Source organism: Microbacterium keratanolyticum, from assembly GCF_016907255.1.
Taxonomy (GTDB): Bacteria; Actinomycetota; Actinomycetes; order Actinomycetales; family Microbacteriaceae; genus Microbacterium; species Microbacterium keratanolyticum.
This window is the reverse complement of record NZ_JAFBBQ010000001.1, coordinates 2,826,517-2,848,633: the sequence shown is the minus strand read 5'-3', so window position 1 is coordinate 2,848,633 and position 22,117 is coordinate 2,826,517. Positions and strand designations below refer to the sequence as shown.

The 22,117-nt window shown below is 67.4% G+C and carries 20 protein-coding genes; 6 read left to right on the top strand and 14 right to left on the bottom strand.

What is annotated here, in order from left to right:
* The first annotated feature begins 232 nt into the window (after positions 1 to 232).
* The gene (locus JOD62_RS13730; RefSeq protein ID WP_204939804.1) at positions 233 to 883 is read left to right on the top strand and encodes a pentapeptide repeat-containing protein; all 651 of its coding nucleotides are present in this window, start codon (positions 233 to 235) and stop codon (positions 881 to 883) included.
* Between the two features lie 3 nt (positions 884 to 886).
* Here the strand turns inward: JOD62_RS13730 and JOD62_RS13725 are convergent, their stop codons facing one another.
* The 4 genes from JOD62_RS13725 to JOD62_RS13710 all read right to left on the bottom strand — a co-directional run bounded on the left by JOD62_RS13725 (position 887) and on the right by JOD62_RS13710 (position 5,790).
* Entirely contained in the window at positions 887 to 2,374 is a 1,488-nt protein-coding gene (locus tag JOD62_RS13725; protein WP_204939803.1) for a dipeptide ABC transporter ATP-binding protein, read from the bottom strand.
* Positions 2,371 to 3,183, bottom strand: coding sequence for an ABC transporter permease (locus tag JOD62_RS13720; protein ID WP_204939802.1), 813 nt, complete (start codon positions 3,181 to 3,183; stop codon positions 2,371 to 2,373). The genes JOD62_RS13725 and JOD62_RS13720 overlap by 4 nt, the downstream gene beginning before the upstream one ends.
* Positions 3,180 to 4,103, bottom strand: coding sequence for an ABC transporter permease (locus JOD62_RS13715; RefSeq protein ID WP_204939801.1), 924 nt, complete (start codon positions 4,101 to 4,103; stop codon positions 3,180 to 3,182). The genes JOD62_RS13720 and JOD62_RS13715 overlap by 4 nt, the downstream gene beginning before the upstream one ends.
* 73 nt (positions 4,104 to 4,176) lie before the next feature.
* The gene (locus JOD62_RS13710; protein WP_204939800.1) at positions 4,177 to 5,790 is read right to left on the bottom strand and encodes an ABC transporter substrate-binding protein; all 1,614 of its coding nucleotides are present in this window, start codon (positions 5,788 to 5,790) and stop codon (positions 4,177 to 4,179) included.
* A gap of 212 nt (positions 5,791 to 6,002) precedes the next feature.
* Here JOD62_RS13710 and valS point away from each other — a divergent pair, with 212 nt between their 5' ends.
* Together valS and JOD62_RS13700 are read left to right on the top strand one after the other, a co-directional pair.
* A complete protein-coding gene (gene valS, locus JOD62_RS13705) occupies positions 6,003 to 8,597 on the top strand; it encodes a valine--tRNA ligase (RefSeq protein WP_204939799.1) in 2,595 nt (864 codons plus the stop codon).
* Positions 8,597 to 8,818 (top strand): hypothetical protein, encoded by a 222-nt coding sequence (locus JOD62_RS13700; protein ID WP_204939798.1) that lies wholly within the window; start codon positions 8,597 to 8,599, stop codon positions 8,816 to 8,818. Before valS ends, JOD62_RS13700 begins: the two co-directional genes overlap by 1 nt.
* Positions 8,819 to 8,828: 10 nt before the next feature.
* On the opposite strand, the gene JOD62_RS13695 is transcribed toward JOD62_RS13700, so the two are convergent.
* Positions 8,829 to 9,047: a hypothetical protein gene (locus JOD62_RS13695; protein ID WP_204939797.1), complete on the bottom strand. Its 219-nt coding sequence runs from the start codon at positions 9,045 to 9,047 to the stop codon at positions 8,829 to 8,831.
* Positions 9,044 to 9,691, bottom strand: a complete 648-nt coding sequence (locus JOD62_RS13690; RefSeq protein WP_204939796.1) for an ArsR/SmtB family transcription factor — start codon at positions 9,689 to 9,691, stop codon at positions 9,044 to 9,046. Before JOD62_RS13690 ends, JOD62_RS13695 begins: the two co-directional genes overlap by 4 nt.
* Before the next feature lie 79 nt (positions 9,692 to 9,770).
* On the opposite strand from JOD62_RS13690, the gene JOD62_RS13685 reads away from it, so the two are divergent.
* Positions 9,771 to 11,822: a M3 family metallopeptidase gene (locus tag JOD62_RS13685; RefSeq protein WP_204939795.1), complete on the top strand. Its 2,052-nt coding sequence runs from the start codon at positions 9,771 to 9,773 to the stop codon at positions 11,820 to 11,822.
* Between the two features lie 80 nt (positions 11,823 to 11,902).
* Positions 11,903 to 12,403, top strand: coding sequence for a GyrI-like domain-containing protein (locus JOD62_RS13680; RefSeq protein ID WP_204939794.1), 501 nt, complete (start codon positions 11,903 to 11,905; stop codon positions 12,401 to 12,403).
* Between the two features lie 18 nt (positions 12,404 to 12,421).
* Here the strand turns inward: JOD62_RS13680 and clpX are convergent, their stop codons facing one another.
* From clpX to JOD62_RS13650, 6 genes are all read right to left on the bottom strand, one after another.
* Complete coding sequence (gene clpX / locus JOD62_RS13675; protein WP_204939793.1) at positions 12,422 to 13,690, bottom strand: ATP-dependent Clp protease ATP-binding subunit ClpX; 1,269 nt, start codon at positions 13,688 to 13,690, stop codon at positions 12,422 to 12,424.
* A gap of 119 nt (positions 13,691 to 13,809) precedes the next feature.
* Complete coding sequence (locus tag JOD62_RS14940; protein ID WP_239526717.1) at positions 13,810 to 15,435, bottom strand: ABC transporter permease; 1,626 nt, start codon at positions 15,433 to 15,435, stop codon at positions 13,810 to 13,812.
* Entirely contained in the window at positions 15,432 to 16,265 is an 834-nt protein-coding gene (locus JOD62_RS13665; protein ID WP_307818827.1) for an ABC transporter ATP-binding protein, read from the bottom strand. Before JOD62_RS13665 ends, JOD62_RS14940 begins: the two co-directional genes overlap by 4 nt.
* Positions 16,262 to 17,311, bottom strand: coding sequence for an ABC transporter substrate-binding protein (locus JOD62_RS13660; protein WP_204939792.1), 1,050 nt, complete (start codon positions 17,309 to 17,311; stop codon positions 16,262 to 16,264). Before JOD62_RS13660 ends, JOD62_RS13665 begins: the two co-directional genes overlap by 4 nt.
* A gap of 51 nt (positions 17,312 to 17,362) precedes the next feature.
* Complete coding sequence (locus JOD62_RS13655; protein WP_204939791.1) at positions 17,363 to 17,941, bottom strand: TIGR00725 family protein; 579 nt, start codon at positions 17,939 to 17,941, stop codon at positions 17,363 to 17,365.
* Entirely contained in the window at positions 17,938 to 18,930 is a 993-nt protein-coding gene (locus tag JOD62_RS13650) for a carbohydrate kinase family protein (protein WP_204939790.1), read from the bottom strand. Before JOD62_RS13650 ends, JOD62_RS13655 begins: the two co-directional genes overlap by 4 nt.
* 97 nt (positions 18,931 to 19,027) lie before the next feature.
* On the opposite strand from JOD62_RS13650, the gene JOD62_RS13645 reads away from it, so the two are divergent.
* Positions 19,028 to 19,753, top strand: coding sequence for a GntR family transcriptional regulator (locus JOD62_RS13645; RefSeq protein ID WP_239526714.1), 726 nt, complete (start codon positions 19,028 to 19,030; stop codon positions 19,751 to 19,753).
* Between the two features lie 74 nt (positions 19,754 to 19,827).
* Here the strand turns inward: JOD62_RS13645 and JOD62_RS13640 are convergent, their stop codons facing one another.
* Positions 19,828 to 20,679: an aldehyde dehydrogenase family protein gene (locus tag JOD62_RS13640; protein ID WP_204939788.1), complete on the bottom strand. Its 852-nt coding sequence runs from the start codon at positions 20,677 to 20,679 to the stop codon at positions 19,828 to 19,830.
* On the bottom strand, positions 20,676 to 22,115 hold the full coding sequence (locus JOD62_RS13635; protein ID WP_204939787.1) for an aldehyde dehydrogenase family protein: 1,440 nt from the start codon (positions 22,113 to 22,115) through the stop codon (positions 20,676 to 20,678). The genes JOD62_RS13640 and JOD62_RS13635 overlap by 4 nt, the downstream gene beginning before the upstream one ends.
* Positions 22,116 to 22,117: the final 2 nt, after the last annotated feature.

The following is a 22,117-nucleotide window of genomic DNA, read 5'->3' as shown; positions in this document are numbered from 1 at the left end:
ACGGACCGCGGTACCACCTCGCGTGCATCGGATACGTCGCATCCGGTGCCACTCTCACTGCGGCGATGACGGGCCTGCCCCGCTCGGTTCTACTGAGTCGTGCGACCGTTCTTCCGAGAGCTCCCCGGTGATGGCCGGATCAAAGCTGGTCCGGCTATTGTACGCAGATCCTCTGCAGGGCGATGGCCTGATCGCGCGGGGCGATGTCCGCAGCCACCCGTACGCTCGACGCATGGCTCGCAAGAACGACTCCCCGACCGCCCCTCGTGTGTCCGCCCCGGATCTTCCCGCGACCCTCACCCCCGCCCAGCCTGCACGACGAGCCCAGCTCACCGCTGCGCAGCTGAGCCTCACGGGCGACGTCGATCTGGCCTACGCCGACCTCGACCAGTGCGCGTTCTCGGCAGATGCCGACTCGATCGACCTCACCGGTGCGACCCTCGTCGATGTCGACGCAACGGATGTCCGTGCCACGACTCTCGTGCTGCGCAACGCGAACCTTCGCCGTGTGCGCATCAGCGGCGGGCGCATCGGCACACTCGACCTGAGCGGCACGCGCGTCAGCGAGCTCACCCTGCGCGATCTGCGTGTGGAGTACCTGACCTTCGGCGGCGCCCGTCTGCATGACGTGCTGATCGAAGACTGTCGTGTGCGCGCGCTCGACATGCCGCAGGCGGAGATCGCACGCCTGGCATTCGAGCGTAGCGACGCCGACGAAGTCGACACGGGTGGGATGCGCGCGAGCGACCTTGACCTTCGAGGCCTCGATGCCGCGGCCTACCTCGACACGAACAGCCTGCGCGGAACGACGATGAGTGTGCTGCAGGTCGAGCGCCTCGCCACGGCCTTCGCGCGCACCGCCGGCATCCAGGTCCTGCCCTGAAGCTCAGCGGCCGGCCGCCAGCAGCTCCCGCGTGAACGGATGCTGCGGTGCAGCGAAGATCGATGCCGTCGGCCCCTGCTCGACGATGCGTCCGTCCTGCATGACGAGGACGTCCTCCGCAATCGCGGCAACCACATCGAGGTCATGCGATACGAACACCATCGTGAGCGCGCGCTCCTCCTGCAGCCGCCGAAGGAGCTCCAGCACGCGTTCACGCACCGTCGCGTCCAGGGCCGAGACCGGTTCATCCAGCACGAGAACCGTCGGGCTTGCGGCCAGGGCACGCGCGATCGCCGCACGCTGACGCTGTCCGCCGGAGAGCTGATGCGGACGGCGGTGGCCGAGCGCGGGATCCAGTCCGACCTCCTGCAAAAGCTCTGCCGTGCGCGCCGACCGTGCGCCGCGGGACACGCCTCCCGCAGCCAGCGCTTCGCCGAGTGACCGCTCGATCGTCCAGCGGGGGTCGAACGCACCGAGCGGGTTCTGGTGCACGAGCTGCACCCGCACCGGCTGATCCCAGCTCAGCGCCCCGGCGTCGGGACGATCGACGCCGACCAGCATCCGCGCGAGCGTCGTCTTGCCCGAACCCGACTCACCCACGATGCCGAGAGTGCCGCCGCGCGACAGCGTGAAGGAGGCGCCATCGACGGCGGTCATCGCACCGAATCGCCGAGTGAGCCCCTCCGCCGTTGCGAGCATCACGCGTTCCCCCGACGGTGCCGACAGCGGACGATGCCGGGACGCCGCCACCAGAGCGCGCGTGTACTCGTCAGTCGGCGCGGTCAGAATCTGCGCCACCGTCCCCTGCTCGATGACGCGTCCCTCTCTCATCACCAGCACTCGATCGGCGACGCGACGGACCGCAGCGAGGTCATGGCTGATGAAGACGACCGCCATGCCGTCATCGGCGATGGTGCGCAGAAGCGACAGCACACGTGCCTGGACGGTGGCGTCGAGCGCGGTCGTCGGCTCATCCGCGATCAGGATGCGCGGCTCCGCAGCGATGGCGGAAGCGATGAGCGCGCGCTGGCGCAGCCCGCCGGACAGCTCATGCGGATGCTGCGTCGCACGACGTTCCGGGTCCGGCATCGCGACCGCGGCGAGAACCTCCTGCACCCGCTTCTTCCTCGCCTCCCGGCTCAGCTGCGTGTGGATCTCAAGCGGCTCCGCGACCTCCGCGCCGATCGCCCGCAGCGGATCCAATGACACGAGCGCATCCTGCGAGACGAGGGCGATGCGGTCGCCGCGCATGGCCCGCCACTCGCGCTCGCGGAAGCCCCGAGCATCCGTGCCGTCGACGCTCAGCTCTTCTGCCTGCACGGCGCTCCCGCGCGGCGCGAGGCCGAGAAGCGCGGCCGCCGTCAAGGACTTGCCCGCGCCGGATTCGCCGACGATGGCGAGACACTCACCGGGCTCGACGTCGAAGCTGACCCCGTCGACGAGGACGCGGCCGTCGATGGCGATCCGCAGATCGCGTACGTGCACGCTCATGCGGTGCGCCCTTCTGCGCGGGCTCGCGCGATGCGCCCGAGGACGGTCGCGCTCACGACGGTGAGCGTGATCGCCGCTCCGGGGAAGACGGAGATCCACCAGGCCTGGGCGAGCACGTTGCGGCCGCCGGCGAGCATGAGTCCCCACTCGGGATCCGGTTCGGCGGGGCCAAGCCCGAGGAAGCTGAGCCCCGCGGCGGCGAGGATGCTCGAACCGATGCCGATCGTCGCCAGGACGCTCAGCGATCCCAGCACGCCCGGGAGCACGTGGCGCACGAATGCCTGGAGGGGCGCCACCCCGAGGATGCGAGCCGCTTCGACGTGCTCGGCCAGCACAAGCGTGCGAGTCTGCACGCGGGCAAGCCTCACGTACACCGGCACGGCAGCGAGGGTGACGGCGATCGCGACGTTCTGTGGGCCGGGACCGAGGACCGCGACGACAATGAGGGCGATCAGGAACTCCGGAAACGCCAGCAGGATGTCGGTGAGACGCATCGCCGTGGCATCCACGATCTTGGGAGCAATCCCCGACAGCGAGCCCAGAAGCAGACCCACGATCAGCGCGAGTCCCGTCGCCAGCAGACCGATGCCGACCGAACGACCCGCGCCGTACACCACCCGCGAGAACACGTCGCGTCCGCTCTGATCGGTGCCGAAGAGGTGTTCCGCGCTCGGGGCCTGCAGTGCGGCCCGGACGTCCGTCTGCAGCGGGTCGTGCGTTGCGATGACCTGCGGAAACAGCGCGGCGAATGCGGTGACCGAGAGCACAAGCAGCGCCGCGAACACGAGCACTTTCTGCCGGACGCTCATCGGGTGCGCTCCCGCAGGCGCGGATCGATCACCGGATGCAGCAGATCGACCATGATGTTGATGAGGACGAAGGCTGCGGCGCTCAGCAGGATGACGCCGCTGACGACGGGCAGATCACGGTTCGTGATCGCCGCGAGAGCGACACGACCGATGCCGGGACGCGCGAACACGGTCTCGACCAGCACCGCGCCGCCGAGCAGCGAGCCCACGAGGTAGGCGGTCAAAGTGAGGGCACCGGCGGCACCGTGGCGCAGCGTGTGCCGCGCTGTGAGGCGGGCATGGCTCGCTCCGCGTGCGCGCACCGTCAGGGCGAAGGGTGCACGTTCCGCGCTCTCGATGCCGTCGCGGAGCACCTGGCCGAGAAGCGCGGCGACGGGCAGCGCGAGCGTCACGGCGGGCAGAACCAGGGTCGCGGGATTGCGCGACCCTGACACGGGGAACCATCCCAGCCCGAACGCGAACACGCTCAGAAGCACGAGGCCGATCCAGAACACGGGCGACGACAGCACGACGAGTTCGACCGTCGCCACGATCCCCCGGGAGGTGCGTCCCCTGGCGAACATCGCGACCGCGAGGGCCAGCACGACCGCGATCAGCAGCGCGAGTGCGGTGAGCTGCAGCGTCGCACCGAGCTGGCGGCCGAGAACCTCTGCGACCGGCATCCGCAGCTGATATGACTCACCGAGATCCCCGCGCAGCAGCTGCCCCAGATAGGTCACGTACTGCACGAGCACCGGCTGGTCGAGACCGAGCTCTGCGCGGAGGGCTTCGCGTCCTTGCGCGCTCACCTGAGAGAGCGGACCGAGCATCACGTCGACGGGATCCCCCGGGATGACGCGCAGCGCGAAGAAGGCGAGGGTCGCTGCCCCCCAGAGCACGACGACGACGGACACGACGATCCCGCCGAGCCTTCTGATCATCACACCGCACCTCTCGGGGGCATCGTAGCGGCTCTGCCCTCCCGCTCAGCGCGAGAGGGCAGAGCCCACGTGACTACTTGACGGATGCTCCGAAAAACAGCGGTCGCCCGTACAGATCGAAGGTGACGCCCTGGAGGCGCTCCCCGATCGCGGTGATGCTCGAGGGCACATACAGCGGCACGATCGCGACGTGCTCGGCGTTCCACTGCTGCAGTTCGGTTGTGATCTTCGCCCGGGCCTCCGCATCGCTCGTCGACATGCCCTGCTCCAGCAGCGCGTCGAGCGCGGGGTCGTTCACCTGCGATGCGTTCTGGAAGCCGTCGGTGTGCAGGTGGCTGCGCAGCAGGTCGGCATCGACGCCGGAGAAGCCCCAATCGGTCAGATCGAACGTCTTGGGCCCGTACTGCTCGTTGTACGCACCGGGCTCGAGAGCCTCACGCACGAGCTCGAACCCGACCTTGGCGAGATCGGACTGGATCGCATTCGCGAGAGCGGCGCGATCGTCGGGGATCGGCGTCCACGCGATCCATCGGGCGGAAAGACGCACACCGTCCTTGGTGCGGATGCCGTCCGCGTCGCGGGTCGTCCATCCCGCCTCATCCAGCAGCTGGTTCGCGACCTTCTCATCGAACGGCCAGGAGCCTTCGAGGCTCGCGTCGTAGCCGGGAGTCGTCGGCCCCAGGATGCTCCACGCACGCGGGAACTCACCGAAATAGATCTCCTCGACGGCCGCATCGATGTCGATGGCGCGAGAGAAGGCCTGGCGCACCTTCTGGTCGGCGAACACGCCGTACTTCTCGTTCAGGTAGAGCGAGTACGGGAGGCCCGGGTACTCGATGGATTCGACGGTGACGCCCTCGTTGATCGTCGACACCAGGTTCGGCGGCACCTCACTCACCAGGTCGGCTTCACCGGAGTTGATCACACCCGCACGGACGGATGCCTCCGGAAGGATCTGCACCCGAAGCGTCTCGAACGCCGGCGCCTCGAGGCCTTCCGGCGCCCAGGTGTAGTCGTCGTTGCGCGTGTAGACGATCTCCTGATCCGGCGTGTAGTCGGTGAGCACGAAAGGCCCGGTGCCCACCGACACATCCGGTCCGCCTGCCTTGAGTGTGTCAACCGACTCGTCCAGCACAGCCGGTGAGAAGAAGCCGAGCTGAGCGGTGCTGGCGGCATGCAGGAACGGCGCATACGGCTGGGTGAACCGCACACGGACCGTGTGGTCGTCGACGACATCCGTTCCGGCGTAGAACTCACCGCCCAGCATGCTCGCGGCCTGTGCGGAATCGGTCGCCGGATCGACGATGCGATCGAAGTTCGCCTTGACGGCCTCGGCATTGAAGGGCTCGCCGTCGTGGAACGTGACGTCTTCACGCAGAGTGAAGGTGTACTCGGTGCTGTCGTCGGAGATCGTCCAGTCGGTGGCGAGCCACGGCACGAAAGAGCCATCTGCCTTCTGGAAGATGAGCGAATCGAGGATCGAGCGCTGCACGGTCGCCGAGATGTCGAGCTGGCTCGTCTGCGGGTCGAGGTGACCGAGCGAGAGGAGGCTGCCGTCGACGCCCCAGACCACTTCACCACCGCCGTCCGCAGAGCCCCCGGGAGACGCGCAGGCGCTCAGGAGGAGCGCGGCGGATGCTGCCAGGGCAGCGAACGGGAGAAGACGACGAGCACGCGGAGTGGGCATGGGGATCCTCGGGAAGATCGGATGGGTTGCCACAATCCTATGTCGAATTCTTGGATCGAGTCGATCTATCGCGATTCTCCCCCGGTAAGGCCACGTCGACGCGGCCGCCGGCCGCCTCTCGCCCGCGCCCGGCGCACCACGGGTAGACTGGCGCGAAACCCACACTCAGGCACGCTCACACAGTGCCGCACACATCGCGCAAGGAGACCTCCATGTCAGTGATTCCCGACAAGCCCGCACTCGAAGGTCTCGAAGCGAAGTGGAACGACCAGTGGTCGGAGCAGGGCACCTACCTGTTCGACCGCATCCGCGCCGCTGAAGCCGGCCGCGCCGGTGTCTTCTCCATCGACACCCCGCCGCCCACGGCATCCGGCAGCCTGCACATCGGGCACGTGTTCTCCTACACGCACACCGACGTCAAGGCGCGCTTCGAGCGCATGCGCGGTAAGACGGTGTTCTACCCGATGGGCTGGGACGACAACGGCCTGCCCACCGAGCGTCGGGTGCAGAACTACTACGGGGTGCGCTGCGATCCCTCCCTCCCCTACGAGGCCGACTTCACGCCCCCGTTCGAAGGTGGCGACAACAAGTCGAGCCGCGCCGCTGATCAGCTGCCGATCAGCCGCCGCAACTTCATCGAGCTCTGCGAGCGCCTCACGATCGAAGACGAGAAGCAGTTCGAGGCGCTGTTCCGCCAGCTCGGCCTGAGCGTGGACTGGACCCAGACGTACCGAACGATCTCGGACGACACGATCCGTCAGAGCCAGCTCGCCTTCATCCGCAATATCGAGCGCGGCGAGGCCTACCAGTCGCTCGCGCCAACCCTGTGGGACATCGACTTCCGCTCCGCGATCGCACAGGCCGAGCTCGAAGACCGTGACCAGCAGGCCGCCTTCCACACGATCGAGTTCCCCTTCGCCGACGGCTCCGGCTCGATCGCGATCGAGACGACGCGCCCAGAGCTGCTTCCCGCGTGCATCGCGATCGTGACGCACCCGGAAGGACCGCACAAGCACCTGATCGGCACGAAGGTGCGCACGCCGTTCTTCGGCGCCGAGATCGAGATCCACGGCCACCACCTCGCGCAGCCCGACAAGGGCACGGGCGCTGCCATGGTCTGCACCTTCGGTGACGTGACCGACATCATCTGGTGGCGCGAGCTGCGCACGACCGAGGGCGCCGATCTGCCGAATATGACCACGATCGGCCTGGACGGGCGCTTCCTTCCCGACGCTCCATCGATCATCACGAGCGTCGAGGCGACCGACTGGTACGCGGCAGAGCTCGCCGGCAAGACCGTGTTCAGCGCACGCAAGGCGATCGTCGAGAAGCTGCAGGAGACCGGCGACATGACAGCCGTCGGCAAGCCGTTCAACCACGCCGTGAAGTTCTTCGAGAAGGGCGACCGCCCGCTCGAGATCGTCTCGACGCGCCAGTGGTACATCCGCAACAGCGCCCGTGACGAGCAGCTGCGCGAGACGCTCGTCCAGCACGGCCGAGAGATGACCTGGCACCCCGACTTCATGCGCGTACGCTACGAGAACTGGGTCGGCGGCCTCACCGGCGACTGGCTCGTGTCGCGTCAGCGCTTCTTCGGCGTTCCGATCCCCCTGTGGTACGCATTGGACGAGAACGGCGAACGCGACTACGACCGGGTTCTGACCCCGGATGCTGCCGCGCTGCCGATCGATCCGACGATCGACGTGCCCGCGGGCTACACCGAAGACCAGCGCGGCGTGGCCGGCGGCTTCGACGCCGAGCGCGACATCCTCGACACCTGGGCGACGTCATCGCTGACGCCGCAGCTCGCCGGTGGATGGAAGCGCGACGAGGAGCTCTGGAACCTCACGGCTCCGTTCGACGTGCGCCCGCAGGGTCAGGACATCATCCGCACCTGGCTGTTCTCGACCATGTTGCGCTCTGTGCTCGAGGACAACCGTGCACCGTGGACGGATGCCGCGATCTCCGGCTTCATCGTCGACCCCGACCGCAAGAAGATGTCGAAGTCGAAGGGCAACGTCGTCACCCCGGCGGACATCCTCGACGCACACGGCTCTGACGCCGTGCGCTACTGGGCAGCCTCCAGCCGCCTCGGCATGGACGCAGCCTTCGACCCCCAGAACCCGACCCAGGTGAAGATCGGACGCCGTCTGGCGATCAAGATCCTGAACGCGGCGAAGTTCGTGCTCTCGTTCCCGGTTCCGGAGGGTGCGCAGATCACCCACGCCATCGACGCGTCCATGCTCACCGCGCTCGACGGCGTGGTTCGCGAGGCGACGACGGCGTTCGAGAACTACGACCAGGCGAAGGCACTGGAAGTCACCGAAGCGTTCTTCTGGACGTTCTGCGACGACTATCTCGAGCTCGTCAAGGAGCGCGCCTACGACCAGACCGATGTCGGCCAGGCGTCGGCCGCACTCGCACTGCGCACGGCACTGTCGACGCTGCTGCGTCTGCTCGCCCCCGTCGTGTCGTTCGCGACCGAAGAGGCCTGGTCGTGGTTCGAGCAGGGCTCGATCCACACCGCCACATGGCCCACGCCGCTCGGATTCGACGGCGACTCCGCGGTGCTCGCCGTCGCGAGTGAAGCGCTGATCGGCATCCGCCGCGCGAAGACCGAGGCGAAGGCCTCACAGAAGACGCCGGTCGCTCGTGCCGTGATTGCGGCGCCCGCTGCCAAGATCGAGGCGCTGCGCGCCGCGGCCAACGACCTGCGTGCCGTCGGTCGTATCGCCGAGCTCGAGATCATCGAGGCCGACGAGTTCGCGGTCGTCGAGATCGAACTCGCCCCCGCGGAGCAGAGCTGATGCAGCTCGGCACTCGCTGGGCGGCGGGGACGGATGCTCCGGCATCCGTCCCCGCCGCCCTGCGACCCGCGATCAGCCAGGTCGAGGCATCCGCAGACCCGCTCACGGGATCATGGACCCTCACCTGGCTGGAAGGCCGGCCGATCGCCGAGTGGGATGGCGGCTGGGAGGTCTTCCTGGGCGCCGACGACGAGGTCGTCGCGCGGCCGTTCGAGGACTGACGCGACTCACTCACAGCATGCGCGAGCCGAGGTCCTGCAGCACCCTCTCGTAGCGGATAGGTTCCGGGCGCCGGCTCTGCCGCTCGCGCAGCCGGTCGAGTGCGAGCTCCCGGCGCTCTGCGCGTCGTGCAACGCGCTGCTCGACGCGCGCGGTCACCCGTGCAGCGAGGCGCAGGAGTGCGCGCTCAGCCGAGGTGGGTGCGACCAGATGAATCGTCGCGCTGGTCATGATTCCTCCGTCTCTTGTGCGCGGGCGGTGCGCTCGCGGGTGTGCGGAACGGGAAGGTCGAAGACGTCGGCACGCACGGTGACGTGGCGAACGTCGGGGCCTTCCTGCCCTCGGTAGCGCTCGATCGCCTTCTCCACGACCGCCGTCAGCTCCTTCTGCAGTTCCTGTGTCTGCGCGGCCGTCATCATGATGCCGGCGGTCATGATGAGGTGCGCATCTCGCCACGCGTCGGATTCATCCGATTCGTCCGACTCCGAACGACGCATGTACGCCAACAGCGCCTCATGGCGGAGACGGAGGAACTCGGCGGTGACGATCTGTGCGGCGGCCTTCGTTCCCGGCGACATGGAGTCGCTCGGGCCCGCGAAGTCGATGCGCACCTTCGGACGCTCCCACCAACGCTCCCGGCCTGTCCCCCGGCCCGGGACCTCACGGATGAGATCATGAGCGGCCAGCGCCCGCAGGTGGTAGCTGGTGGCTCCGGATGTCTCGCCGACGATGGCCGCCAGGGAGCTCGCGGTCTGTGGGCCAGCCGTGCTGAGAACGTCGAAGATGCGCACACGGAGCGGGTGCGCGAGCGCCTTGAGCGCACCGGGGTCGAGCGTGCGAGGAGCGGCGACCTGGGGCTTCTCTTCCTTCGTCATAGCGCAAAGATATCTCTGCAAAGAACTCTTTGCAAGCCTTTCTTTGCATTCTTGCGAACTGGGCGCGTAGGCTCAGGACATGACTGAAGCGCCCAACCCGTTGCTCTCGCCTTCGGCACTCCCCTACGCGCTCCCCGACTACGCGTCGATCAGCCCGGAACACTACCTCCCGGCTTTCGAAGCAGCGTTCACCGAGCACCTCGCAGAGGTTCAGAACATCACGCGTGTGCGCTCGATGCCGACGTTCGACAACACGATCGTCGCGCTGGAACGCAGTGGTGAGACTCTTGATCGCGTTGCGCATGCCTTTTACACCGTGAGTTCGGCCGACGCGACGCCCGAGATCCAGGCGATCGACGAGGCACTCGCACCGTTGATGGCCGCCCATCAGGATGCGATCCTGCTCGACTCTGCCCTGTACTGGCGGGTATCGACGTTGCACGAGCGCATCGACGAGCTCGCGCTCGACCCTGAGGCACGCTATCTCCTCGAACGCCACCATCGTGAGATGACCCTTGCTGGTGCCTCCCTCGACGATGAGGCCAAAGAGCGGCTCACCGCGCTCAATCAGCGACTCTCCACTCTCAGTGCGACCTTCGAGAAGAATCTGCTCGCCGACACCAATGAACTCGCTGTGCTCTTCCCGGAAGCGTCCGCACTCGAGGGGCTTTCTGCGGGAGAGCTCTCCGCTGCCCGCCGCGCCGCCGCCGACCGCGGTGCAGAAGGCTACCTGCTGACGCTGCCTCTGTTCACGGGGCATCCCGCTCTCGCATCCCTCACCGTTCGCGAGACGCGTCGACGCCTCATGGAAGCCTCCCGCGCCCGAGGCTCGCGCGGGAACGTGCACGACAACCGGGCAACCCTCCGCGAGATCGTCTCCTTGCGCGCCGAGCGTGCGCAACTGCTCGGCTACCCCTCGCACGCCGCGGCGATCACCGCCGACGAGACCGCGGGCACCCCGGAGGCTGTCGAGCGGATGCTGCGCCATTTGGCCGCGCCCGCCGCCCGCAACGCCCGCGCTGAGCAGGCTGCACTGCAGGAGATCATCGACGACACGGAAGCGGTTCCCTTCGCACTCGAGGCTCACGACTGGGCCTTCTACACGGAGAAGGTGCGCACCGCGCGCTACGACATCGACACGGCTGCGCTGAGACCCTGGTTCGAGGCCGAGCGCGTCCTGCAGGACGGCGTCTTCCGCGCGGCAACGCTGCTCTACGGCGTGAGCTTCGAAGAACGCCCTGATCTTCCGAGCTACCACCCCGAGGCCCGCACCTTCGAGGTCTTCAATGAAGACGGAAGCCCTCTCGGCCTGTACATCCTCGACCTTTACACGCGCGATTCCAAGCGCGGGGGCGCGTGGATGAATCCGATCGTCAGCCAGTCGACGCTGCGGGGCACGAAGCCCGTCGTCGTGAACAACCTCAACGTGCCGCGACCCGGTGACGGCGAGGCGACGCTGCTGACCCTCGACGAGGTCACCACTCTCTTCCACGAGTTCGGCCATGCCCTGCATGGGCTCTTCGCGACCGTCACCTACCCGCACTTCGCGGGCACCAACGTGTTCCGTGATTTCGTCGAGTTCCCCAGCCAGGTGAACGAGATGTGGATCCTCTGGCCCGAGGTGCTGACCGCGTACGCCCGTCACATCGACACCGACGAGCCTCTCCCCGCCGACATCGTCCAGCGCCTGCGCGCCACAGAGACGTTCAACCAGGGCCACGCCACGAGCGAGTACCTCGCCGCCGCCTGGATCGACCAGGCCTGGCACCGGCTCGGCACAGCGGATGCGGATGTCGACGATGTCGGCGCGTTCGAGGCGGCCGCTCTCGCCGACATCGGTCTGGACAATCCCGCCGTGCCGACCCGCTACTCCTCGGCCTACTTCGCGCATGTGTTCTCCGGAGGCTACAGCGCGGGGTACTACTCGTACATCTGGAGCGAGGTTCTGGATGCCGACACCGTCGAGTGGTTCCGGGAGAACGGCGGACTCACCCGTGACAACGGAGACCGGTTCCGGCAGCGCCTGCTCGGCGTCGGCGGGTCGAAGGATCCCCTCGAGGCCTACCGCGACTTCCGCGGCCGTGACGCCGACATCGCTCCGCTGCTGAAGCGTCGAGGGCTCGCCGACTGATCGCAGAGTTCTCCGAATCGCAGGGACCTCGCGGTTCTACACTGGGGCTATCGCCGCCGGACCGTGAAGGAGCCCCTGCCATGACCGTCTTTCCTGACGCCCCGTTTGCCGCCGTCGACCGCATCGACGTCGGTGACGTCACCCTGGCGGTGATCCGCCATGAGCAGATTCGCATCGACGACCTGCGTGATGCCTTCGACACGGGATACGCGGCGCTCGGTGCGCTATTCGCCGACGGGACTCTCACTCCGGTGGGCCCCGCCGTCGCCGTGTACTACGGCAACCCGATGGAGCTGTTCGACCTCGAACTCGGCTTTCCTGTCGAGCGTGCACCCGAGCACCCCCTCACGACAGATGCGGGCGTCACGATTCTCGGATCCGCACTTCCGACAGGACCCGCGACGGCGACCACGGTCATGGGTTCGTACGACGGGCTCGGCGCCGGGTGGATGCGCCTGGTCGAGGAGACGCTCGGTCAGGGACTCAGCATCCGAGGGATATCGATCGAGGTCTACGTCTCAGACCCAAGCGTTCCCGCTGAAGAGCTGCGCACCGACCTCATCCTGCCGATCGCGTCCTGACCTCTCGCTCCGCCGCGCTCACGCGCTCTTGCGCTTGCGCTCCATCACGAGCGTGGGCGGGGCGCCCTCGTCGACCGCAGCGCGGGTCACGATGACCTTGGCGACGTCCTCTGTCGAGGGGATCTCGAACATGATGGGGCCGAGCACGTCTTCGAGGATCGCGCGAAGCCCACGGGCTCCTGTCTTGCGTTCGACGGCGAGGTCGGCGATCGAGCGCAGCGCCTCATCTTCGAACTCCAGCTGGACTCCGTCGATCTCGAACATCCGCTGGTACTGCTTGACCAGCGCGTTGCGCGGACCGGTGAGGATGTCGATCAGGGCGTCCTGGTCGAGCGGTGACACCGAGGCGATGACCGGGAGGCGGCCGATGAACTCCGGGATGAGACCGAACTTGTGCAGGTCTTCCGGAAGGACCTCACTGTAGAGGTCGAGGTCTTTGCCCTTGTCGTGCAACGGTGCACCGAAGCCGATCCCGTGCTTGCCGACACGGGACGAGACGATGTCCTCCAGGCCGGCGAAAGCGCCTGCCACGATGAACAACACGTTCGTGGTGTCGATCTGCAGGAACTCCTGGTGCGGGTGCTTGCGCCCGCCCTGCGGCGGCACGGATGCCACGGTGCCCTCGAGGATCTTGAGCAGAGCCTGCTGCACTCCCTCGCCGGAGACGTCACGCGTGATCGAGGGGTTCTCGGCCTTGCGAGCGATCTTGTCGACCTCGTCGATGTAGATGATCCCCATCTCCGCACGCTTGACGTCGTAGTCAGCAGCCTGGATGAGCTTGAGAAGGATGTTCTCGACGTCTTCACCGACGTAGCCGGCCTCGGTCAGCGCCGTGGCGTCGGCCACCGCGAACGGCACGTTCAGTCGCTTCGCCAGCGTCTGGGCGAGATAGGTCTTGCCGCAGCCGGTCGGGCCGATGAGCAGGATGTTGCTCTTGGCGATCTCGACCTCGTCGGCCTTCTGCTCGGCGGGCTGCAAGGTGCCGTGCGCGCGGATGCGCTTGTAGTGGTTGTACACGGCGACGGCGAGTGCGCGCTTCGCCGGGTCTTGGCCCACGACGTACTCCTCCAGGAAGGAGAAGATCTCGCGCGGCTTCGGGAGGTCGAATTCGGCGACCGCTCCGCCCGCCGACTCCGCCATACGCTCTTCGATGATCTCGTTGCAGAGTTCGACGCACTCGTCGCAGATGTACACCCCGGGGCCAGCGATGAGCTGCTGCACCTGCTTCTGGCTCTTGCCGCAGAAAGAGCATTTGAACAGATCAGCGCTTTCACCGATACGGGCCATGCGCGTCCTCCTTGGGGAACGAGAGATCGTCAATCGAGCCTAACCGCTCCCACCGACACTGGGCCGCATTGATGCGACCCCGACTGCAAGACATCCAGTCGGGGTCGCACGCTCCGCGGTCATCCGCCCCAGTGGCGCCGCACGACGCGCTCGATGATCGACGCCACGCCGTACAGGAGCAGCGACGAGAGCGTGATCGCGACGACACAGGCCCAGACGAAGGTGTTGTCAGACCGTCCGATTGCCGAGACGATGCCGTACCCCAGTCCGTTTCCGGTGGCGAGCCACTCTGCGAGCAGCGCGCCGCCGATCGCTCCCGGAATGGCGATCCTGATCGATGAGAACAGGGCGGGAAGCGCCGCCGGAACCCGCACCATCCGCAGCACCGTCGGCGTGCGCCCGCCGTACACGCTGATGAGGTCGGTCATCTGCGCCGGAGTGCTGCGCAGCCCCATGGTCACGTTCACGAGCGCCGGGAAGAAGACCACGAGTCCACCGATCACGGAGAGGGTCATGATGTCCCGTCCGAAGATCAGGATCACGATGGGCGCGAGCGCGACCAGCGGCACCGAGCGCATCATCATCGCCAACGGCATGATCGCGAACTCGAGCGGAGGCACGAGCACGAACAGCATCGCCATGACGATCGCCGCTCCCAGACCAGCCGTGAAACCGATGCCCGCATGGCCGAGAGTCACGACCGTGTCGGCGAGGATCTGCGATCTGTTGGCCGCCGCGCCCTCGGCTGTTGTGAAGAACGCCCACACGTCGAGCGGCCCCTTGCCGACGAACGGAGAGACGTGGAAGATCCTCAGCGCGAGATCCCAGAGCAGTACGAGCACCGCGACCGTGCCGACGGTCGCCAGCACCGAGCGCCAGCCCCCGCGACCCTGCAGGGCATCCTCACTCGCGAAGCCGGCCGTCGTCGCCTCGGCGACCAGTCCGATGCGACGCGCGAACCACTCCAGGAGCCCGATCAGTGCAAACGATCCGCCCGCGATCGCCGCGGCGACGATCGCGACCGCCCACGTCCGCTCGACGTCCATGTTCTGCTGCGCGTTGACCATCGCGGCACCGAGCCCGCGGTCCACTCCGCCCACGTACTCGCCGAGGATCGCACCGAGAAGTGCGCCGGGAGCCGCGATCTTCAGAGCGCTGAAGATCGACGGCAGCGCACTGAAGAGCTGCACCTTGCGCAGTCGCGTCGCGGCGCCGCCGCCGTAGGCCGTCACCAGGTCGAGCGCGCGCTTGTCCGCCGCCCGGAACCCAAGCATCGCATTGACGACCGTGGTGAAGAACACCGCGATCGCGGCGAGCACGATGGCCGTTCCGGAGGGCCCGCCACCGCGCGGAGCACCCACCAGCAGGTAGACGATGGGGCCGATGGCCACGATAGGGACGCAGTACGTGATGACGGCGAGCTGCACGACGAAGCGCTCGGTCGCCGGGATCATGAGAGCGAGCGATGCGGCCACCAGGCCGAGACCGACACCCATGGCATAGCCCTGGACCGCCTCGAGCATCGTCACCGAGGCGTTCGCCCAGTAGAAGGCGAAGCCGTCGGCGGCGAACTGCGCAACCACCGCGGGCGGGGTGGGAACCGTGCCCGCGGCCGCGAGCGGCCCCGCGGCCAGAAGCCACCACAGCGCGATGATCCCGAGCGATCCGAGCACGCCGAACAGCCGCGGATCGATGCGCCGTCGCCGCGGATTCGCGCCGACGGCGATCGCGACCGTGGCACTCATCGTCGCGCCTCGGCAGGAAGCGCGTTGGATTCCTCGAACAGCAGCTCGGTCGCCTCGTCGACGAGCGCATGGAACTCAGGCGAGCGCATGAGCTCCGGCGTCCGCGGCCGCGGCAGGTCGATGTCGAGGATCGTCTTGACGCGCCCAGGACGAGCACTCATGACGGCCACCCGATCTGCGAGGAAGATCGCCTCGGTGATGCCATGGGTCACGAGCAGGGTCGTGGCGGGCTTCGCCGCAAGGATCCGCTGCAGCTCCAGGTTCATCCGCTGACGGGTCATGTCATCGAGAGCGCCGAAGGGCTCATCCAGCAGCAGCACGGACGGACGCACCGCGAGAGCGCGCGCAATCGAGACGCGCTGGCGCATCCCTCCGGAGAGGTGTGCGGGTCGGGCGTTCTCGAAGCCCTTGAGTCCGACCAGTCCGATCAGATCCAGCAGTTCGTCGCGCGCGACATCCACCCCGGAGATCTCCAGCGGCAGGCGCACATTCGCGTAGACGCTGCGCCACGGCAGCAGCGCCGAGTCCTGGAAGGCGATCCCCATCTGGTGCTGCGCACGAATGCGGGCGGGGTCCTCGCCGTGCACCGTGACGCTGCCCGCAGAAGGCTCATCCAGCCCGGCGAGGATGCGCAGGATCGTCGACTTCCCGCAGCCCGAGGGCCCCAGAAGGGCGAGCAGCTCGCCCTTCTGGGTGGAGAGCGAGACGTCCGACAACGCCGTGACGGTGCCCTTTCCTCGCCCGAACGTCTTCGTCAGACCGTCCAGCACGAATCCCTGATCCGCGGATGACACCGCGTCACCGCGCTCGTGAAGTGCGCTCGCGGTCACTTGCCGACCTCCCGCAACTCGGGGTTCTCGGCGTAGATCTCGTCGAGCAGGCTCATGTCGAACAGGTCGGCCGCGGCGATCTTGACGCCGGCGAACTCGATCGATGCGATGTTCTGCGCGATGGCCTCTTCCGTGAGATAGAACAGACCCGTCTCCGCAGACGTCGCAGGGTAGACGTAGTCGATCTGCATCGCGCCCTGCGCTGCTTCCTTCTTCGCGTCCAGGCCCAGGTCGGATCCGTAGGTCTTCAGCGCGAGGTCGACGCCCTTCTGCGGGTCGGCGATCGCCGCCGTCCACCCGCGGATCTCCGCGCGCAGGAAGGCCTTGACGCGCTCCCGATCGTTCTTGAGTGCGTCATCGGTCACGATGAAGCTCGTGCCTGCAAAGGGCAGGCCGTTCTCGGCGAGCGGAAGCGACACGATCTTATGTCCCTGCTGTTCGAGCACGATGCGCTCGTTCGTGTCGAGGCCGAAGTATCCGTCGACCTCGCCGTTCGTCAGCAACGCGGGGTTGCCCTCGGCCGGGACGAATGTGACCGATGCCGGATCGATGTCGTTGGCCTTGGCCAGCGCCTCGACGATCGTCTTCGCGGTACCGGCGGTGATGCCGATGCGAGCACCTTCCAGATCCTTCGGCGTGCGGATCGCACCGTCGCCGTCGAGCGACAGGATCGTGAAGGCGTTGCGCTGGTAGACCGCGCCGACGATCTTCACGGGCATGCCCTCGGTCGCGATGACGTTCGCGGCGGTCAGCGCGGTCGAGAAGCCGACGTCGGCCTTGTTCGATGCGACGGATGCCTCGACCGCGGTCGGGCCGGCGATGAGGTCGACGCTCGTGAAGCCCTCGTCGAGGTAGAAGCCCTCGCTGTCGGCGATGTACTCGCCGCTGTTCTGCGAGTTCTTCACGAAGGACAGCTGAAGAGCGAGGCCGCCGAAGTCGGCGCCTTCCGCAGCGCTGTCCGCCGCGGGGGCGCACGAGGTGAGTGTGGTGACGAGCGCGGCGGCAGCGATGGCTGCGAGGACGGCGCGCGTGCGGATGGACTTCATTGTTCTCCTCCGGAGTGGGTACGGGTGTTCGGGTGGATGGAAAGTGTGGGTTCAGGCACCGGCATGACCGGTGTGCGCCTGGAGCGCGCCGGCACGGCGTGGACGGTGCACAGCGGCGAGGGCGTCGCGGACGGCATCCGCGGGGGAATCGGCGAACTCCAGCTCGGAGACGCGTCGCTCATCGAGCCAGCGCCCGTCGACGAGCGAGGATGCGATGCGATCGGCCCACCCGCCCGTGCCACGCAGCACGATGACGGGCGTGCCCACGTCATAGGCGATCGTCAGCTCGTTGAGCGTGCCGATACCGCCGCCGACCATGATGAGGGCATCACAGCAGCGGGCTGTGAGAATGTTGCGCATCGTGCCCATTCCGGTCGGGAACGCGATGTCTGTGAAGTCGTTGGCATGCGAGAAGTCCGCCTGCGGCAAGAAGCCGATCGTCAGACCGTCGACGGACTTCGCTCCCTCAGCAGAGGCCTCCATGACCCCGCCGGTTCCTCCGGTGACGAGGACGGCACCCGATCGGGCGATGTGCGCACCCACCTCACGGGCCGCGCCGAGCAGCGTTGCGGGCAGCTCGACGCCGGGGCGCGCGGCGTTGCCGATGACGCCGATCGTGGTCTTTCTCATAGCGGGGTCACTCCGTTTCGAATGTGGTGGATGCGCTCGTCGATGTCGTCGAGAGGCTGGGCGATAAGCGCCAGGGGGCTGGGAGCGTTGAGCGCATAGGAGCCATAGACGGATGCCTCCACCGCAGCGTCGATCACCGTCGCACCGGCAGCGCGCGCGGCGGCAAAGACGCCGCAGAAGACGTCACCGGCGCCGGTGGCATCCAGGTGCTCGCCGACCGGATACGCCGGCACAGACCAGCGCTCGCCGGTGGTCGCATCCGAGACCAGTGCTCCCTCTTCGCCGCGCTTCATCACGACGATCGGTGCGCCGTACTCGTGGAAGCGAGAGACCAGCTCCGCATGCGCGACACCGGGAGCGAAGACGTCGGTGTCGGATGTGCTCGGAAGGAAGGCATCGAGCTCACTCAGGTGCGAGCGCAGCACGGCATCACCATCGCGCAGCAGTTCGGAGCGCGCCGGGCAATCCGCCTGGAGGTATCCGACCCCGGCGCCACGGAGCGCGGAGGTCAGTTCCGCGAAACGTGCGGGAGGAAGCAGCCCGAGGTGCCACGCTCCGCCTTCTACGGCGGCGCTGAGAAGATCCGCCCCCTCCGGCAGCGAGGCGAGGGTGATCGCCGGCTCCCGCGTCGTGTCGGCGAACTCCGGCTGCACGTGGAGCGGAAGTCGGCCGACGGCATCCGCGGGAGCGGGCTGCGAGCGGGTGCCGTCCGGACGGTAGGCGAAGGTGATCCGCGCTGTGCGCCCTCCACCCCGGCGGACGCCGTGGATGTCGATCCCCTGCGCACGTACGGCGTCGAGTGCGGATGCCGGATAGTCCACACCGATCACCGAATGCGCCACCGGGTGTGCCCCGGTGCGCAGCCGCATCCCCGCGGACGCCCACAGCGCGTTTCCACCGAGCTGGCCTGTCGTCCAGGTGCCATCGGCACGGATGATCGCGTCGATGGTGAAACCGCCGACGACGTTGACTCTGGTCTCCGAGTGCACGAAATCTCTCCCGCTAAACAATCTGACTACAATGTCTAATGCTCGACAACATACTACAGATTGAAGCCGACCGGAGACCTTTGCCAGAATGACCCTCATGAAGCTTCCGCCGGTCCGTGACCGCCGCCCGCTCGCCGTCCAGGTCTACGACAGCCTGTTCGACGCCCTCTCGACGTCCCGAGACCCCCATGCCGCCCTCCCCACCGAGGAAGAGCTCACCCGACAGCTCGGTGTCAGCCGGACCACCGTCCGGCAGGCGCTCGCTCTTCTGGAAGAGGATGGGGTGATCGAGCGCGGTCCCGGACGGCGCCGGCACATCGCGGGAATGGCACCGGCACGCCTCGGGACGGTCGTCTCACTCGAGGCGATGGCGCGCACCCACTCCCCTGTCGTCGTCCGTCGCGTCGCCCGCACACCTTCCCCCGCAACCGAGTGGAACTCCCGGCTCCTCGAGATCCAGCGCGGGGACGACATCGTCACGTGGGAGAGTGAGCTGCTGATCGGCGACAGGATCGTCGCCAGCGCACTGGAGTTCATCGAGGCCGGGCACGAGCCCGTCGACGCCTCGGATGAGGCCACCCTGTTCGCGCAGCTCGGCGCGCAGTATCAGGCGAAAGCCGCACTGACCTCTCTGCGCCTGGCCCCGTACATCACCGACACGCGTCGCATCGGCTCACCCCGGAAAGAGGCACGGACCCTCGTCACCGTGACCTTCACGGCCCAGGCTCCGGGCAAGTTCGTCTACCTCGCCAAGCACGTCGTCGATCTGTCCGTCGTGCCGCTCGACCTGTTCGCAACATCCTCGGCGCCGGACGAGGCCTGATCCGCACACGGCAGGACAACAATGAGACCGGCGCCGGGGATTTCTCCCGGCGCCGGCCTCATTCATCCGCTGACTCAGACCATGCTCTTCGGATGCCACACGGTCTTCACCTCGGTGAACGCCGCGATCCGCTGCGGTGATGCGGTCGGCTCCCCCGGCGTGATGACGCGCTTGAGGGTATCCGCTGCCGCGATCTGCAGGTCGATCCACTCCAGCGCGCCCGCACCGGTGAGATCGAGCGCGTTGACGTCGGCGTGCGATGCCAGCCACGGAGCGATCTCCGCGGGCGAGCCCGTCAGCACGTTCACAACACCGCCGGGCACATCGCTCGTCGCGAGCACCTCCGCAAGACTGATCGCCGAGAGCGGATACTGCTCGCTCGCGATCACGACCACCGTGTTACCCGCCACAAGCGCAGGCGCGACGGTCGCCACCAGGCCGAGCAGAGCGGAGTCCTGCGGGGCGATCGTCGCAACAACGCCCGTCGGCTCCGGAACCGAGATGTTGAAGTACGGACCCGAGACAGGGTTCGCGTTTCCGGCGACCTGTGCATACTTGTCGCACCAACCGGCGTACCAGACCCAGAGGTCGATTGCCTCGTCGACCTGCGCGCCCGCCGCGGCAGCGTTCACACCCTGCTGCAGGACGATCTCGTCGACGAACTGCGCACGGCGCCCTTCGAGCACCTCCGCAACCCGGTAGAGCACCTGGCCGCGGTTGTACGCCGTCGCCCCGGACCAGCCTTTGACAGCGGCGCGGGCAGCGACGACCGCATCGCGCGCGTCCTTTCGCGACGCCTTGGCCGCATTGGCGAGGAACGCCCCCTTCGCAGAGCGCACCTCGTAGGTGCGCCCGGACTCACTCCGCGGGAAGGCCCCGCCGATGGCGAGCTTGTACGTCTTCGGAACAGTCAGTCGCGCGCTCACTTTGCCCCCTTGAGGTATGCCTGGAGTCCGTGGCGTCCGCCTTCGCGGCCGTAGCCAGACTCCTTGTATCCGCCGAACGGGCTCGACGGGTCGAAACGATTGAAGGTGTTGGCCCAGACGACGCCCGCGCGGAGTCGATCGGCGACCGCGAGGATCCGCGAGCCCTTCTCCGACCAGATGCCCGCCGACAGACCGTACGGAGTGTTGTTGGCCTTAGCGATCGCCTCGGCGGGAGTGCGGAAGGTCAGCACCGAGAGGACGGGTCCGAAGACCTCGTCGCGGGCGATGCGGTGGGATGCCTCGACGCCGGTGAAGATCGTCGGGGCGAACCAGAAGCCCTTCTCCGGGATCGCGCACTCCGCGGTCCAGCGTTGGGCGCCCTCGTCCTCGCCGATCTGGCTGAGCTCCTTGATTCGAGCCAGCTGCTCGGCGGAGTTGATCGCACCGATGTCGGTGTTCTTGTCGAGGGGATCGCCCAGGCGCAGAGTCGACAGACGAGTCTTGAGGCGGTCGACGACCTCGTCGTGGATGGACTCCTGCACAAGCAGACGGCTCCCTGCGCAGCAGACGTGCCCCTGGTTGAAGAAGATGCCGTTGACGATCCCTTCGACCGCCTGGTCGATCGGGGCGTCATCGAACACGATGTTGGCAGCCTTGCCGCCCAGCTCCAGCGTCACGCTCTTTCCGGAACCTGCGACCGTGCGTGCGATCTCACGCCCGACGCCGGTGGATCCGGTGAAGGCGATCTTGTCGACATCCGGATGCCGCACGAGCGCCGCTCCCGTGGCACCTGCCCCGGTCACGATGTTGACGACTCCAGCGGGAAGATCCGCCTGCTGCAGGATCTCCGCGAACAGGAGCGCGGTGAGCGGCGTGGTCTCCGCCGGTTTCAGGACGACCGTGTTGCCCGCCGCGAGAGCGGGGGCGACCTTCCACGCCAGCATCAGCAGCGGGAAGTTCCACGGGATGATCTGCCCCGCAACGCCCAACGAGCGGGGGTCGGCGCCGAGGCCGGCGTAGTCGAGCTTGTCGGCCCAGCCTGCGTAGTAGAAGAACCAGGATGCGACGAGCGGAACATCGACGTCGCGGGCTTCCTTGATGGGCTTGCCGTTGTCGAGGCTCTCGGCGACAGCGAGCTCACGGGCGCGCTCCTGCACGAGCCGCGCGATGCGGAAGAGGTACTTCCCGCGATCACGACCGGACATTTTCGACCACACCTTGGTGTGGGCGCGGCGCGCTGCGGCGACCGCAGCGTCGATGTCTTCTTCGGAGGCGTGCGCGATCGTTGCGATGTGCGACTCATCCGCCGGGGAGATCGTCGTGAACGGCTCTCCCCGTCCCTCGACGAACTCTCCGTCAAGGAAGAGTCCGTAGCTGTCGCGCAGCGAGAGGATCGATCGCGCCTCGGGCGCGGGTGCGTATTCCAGGAAACTCATCA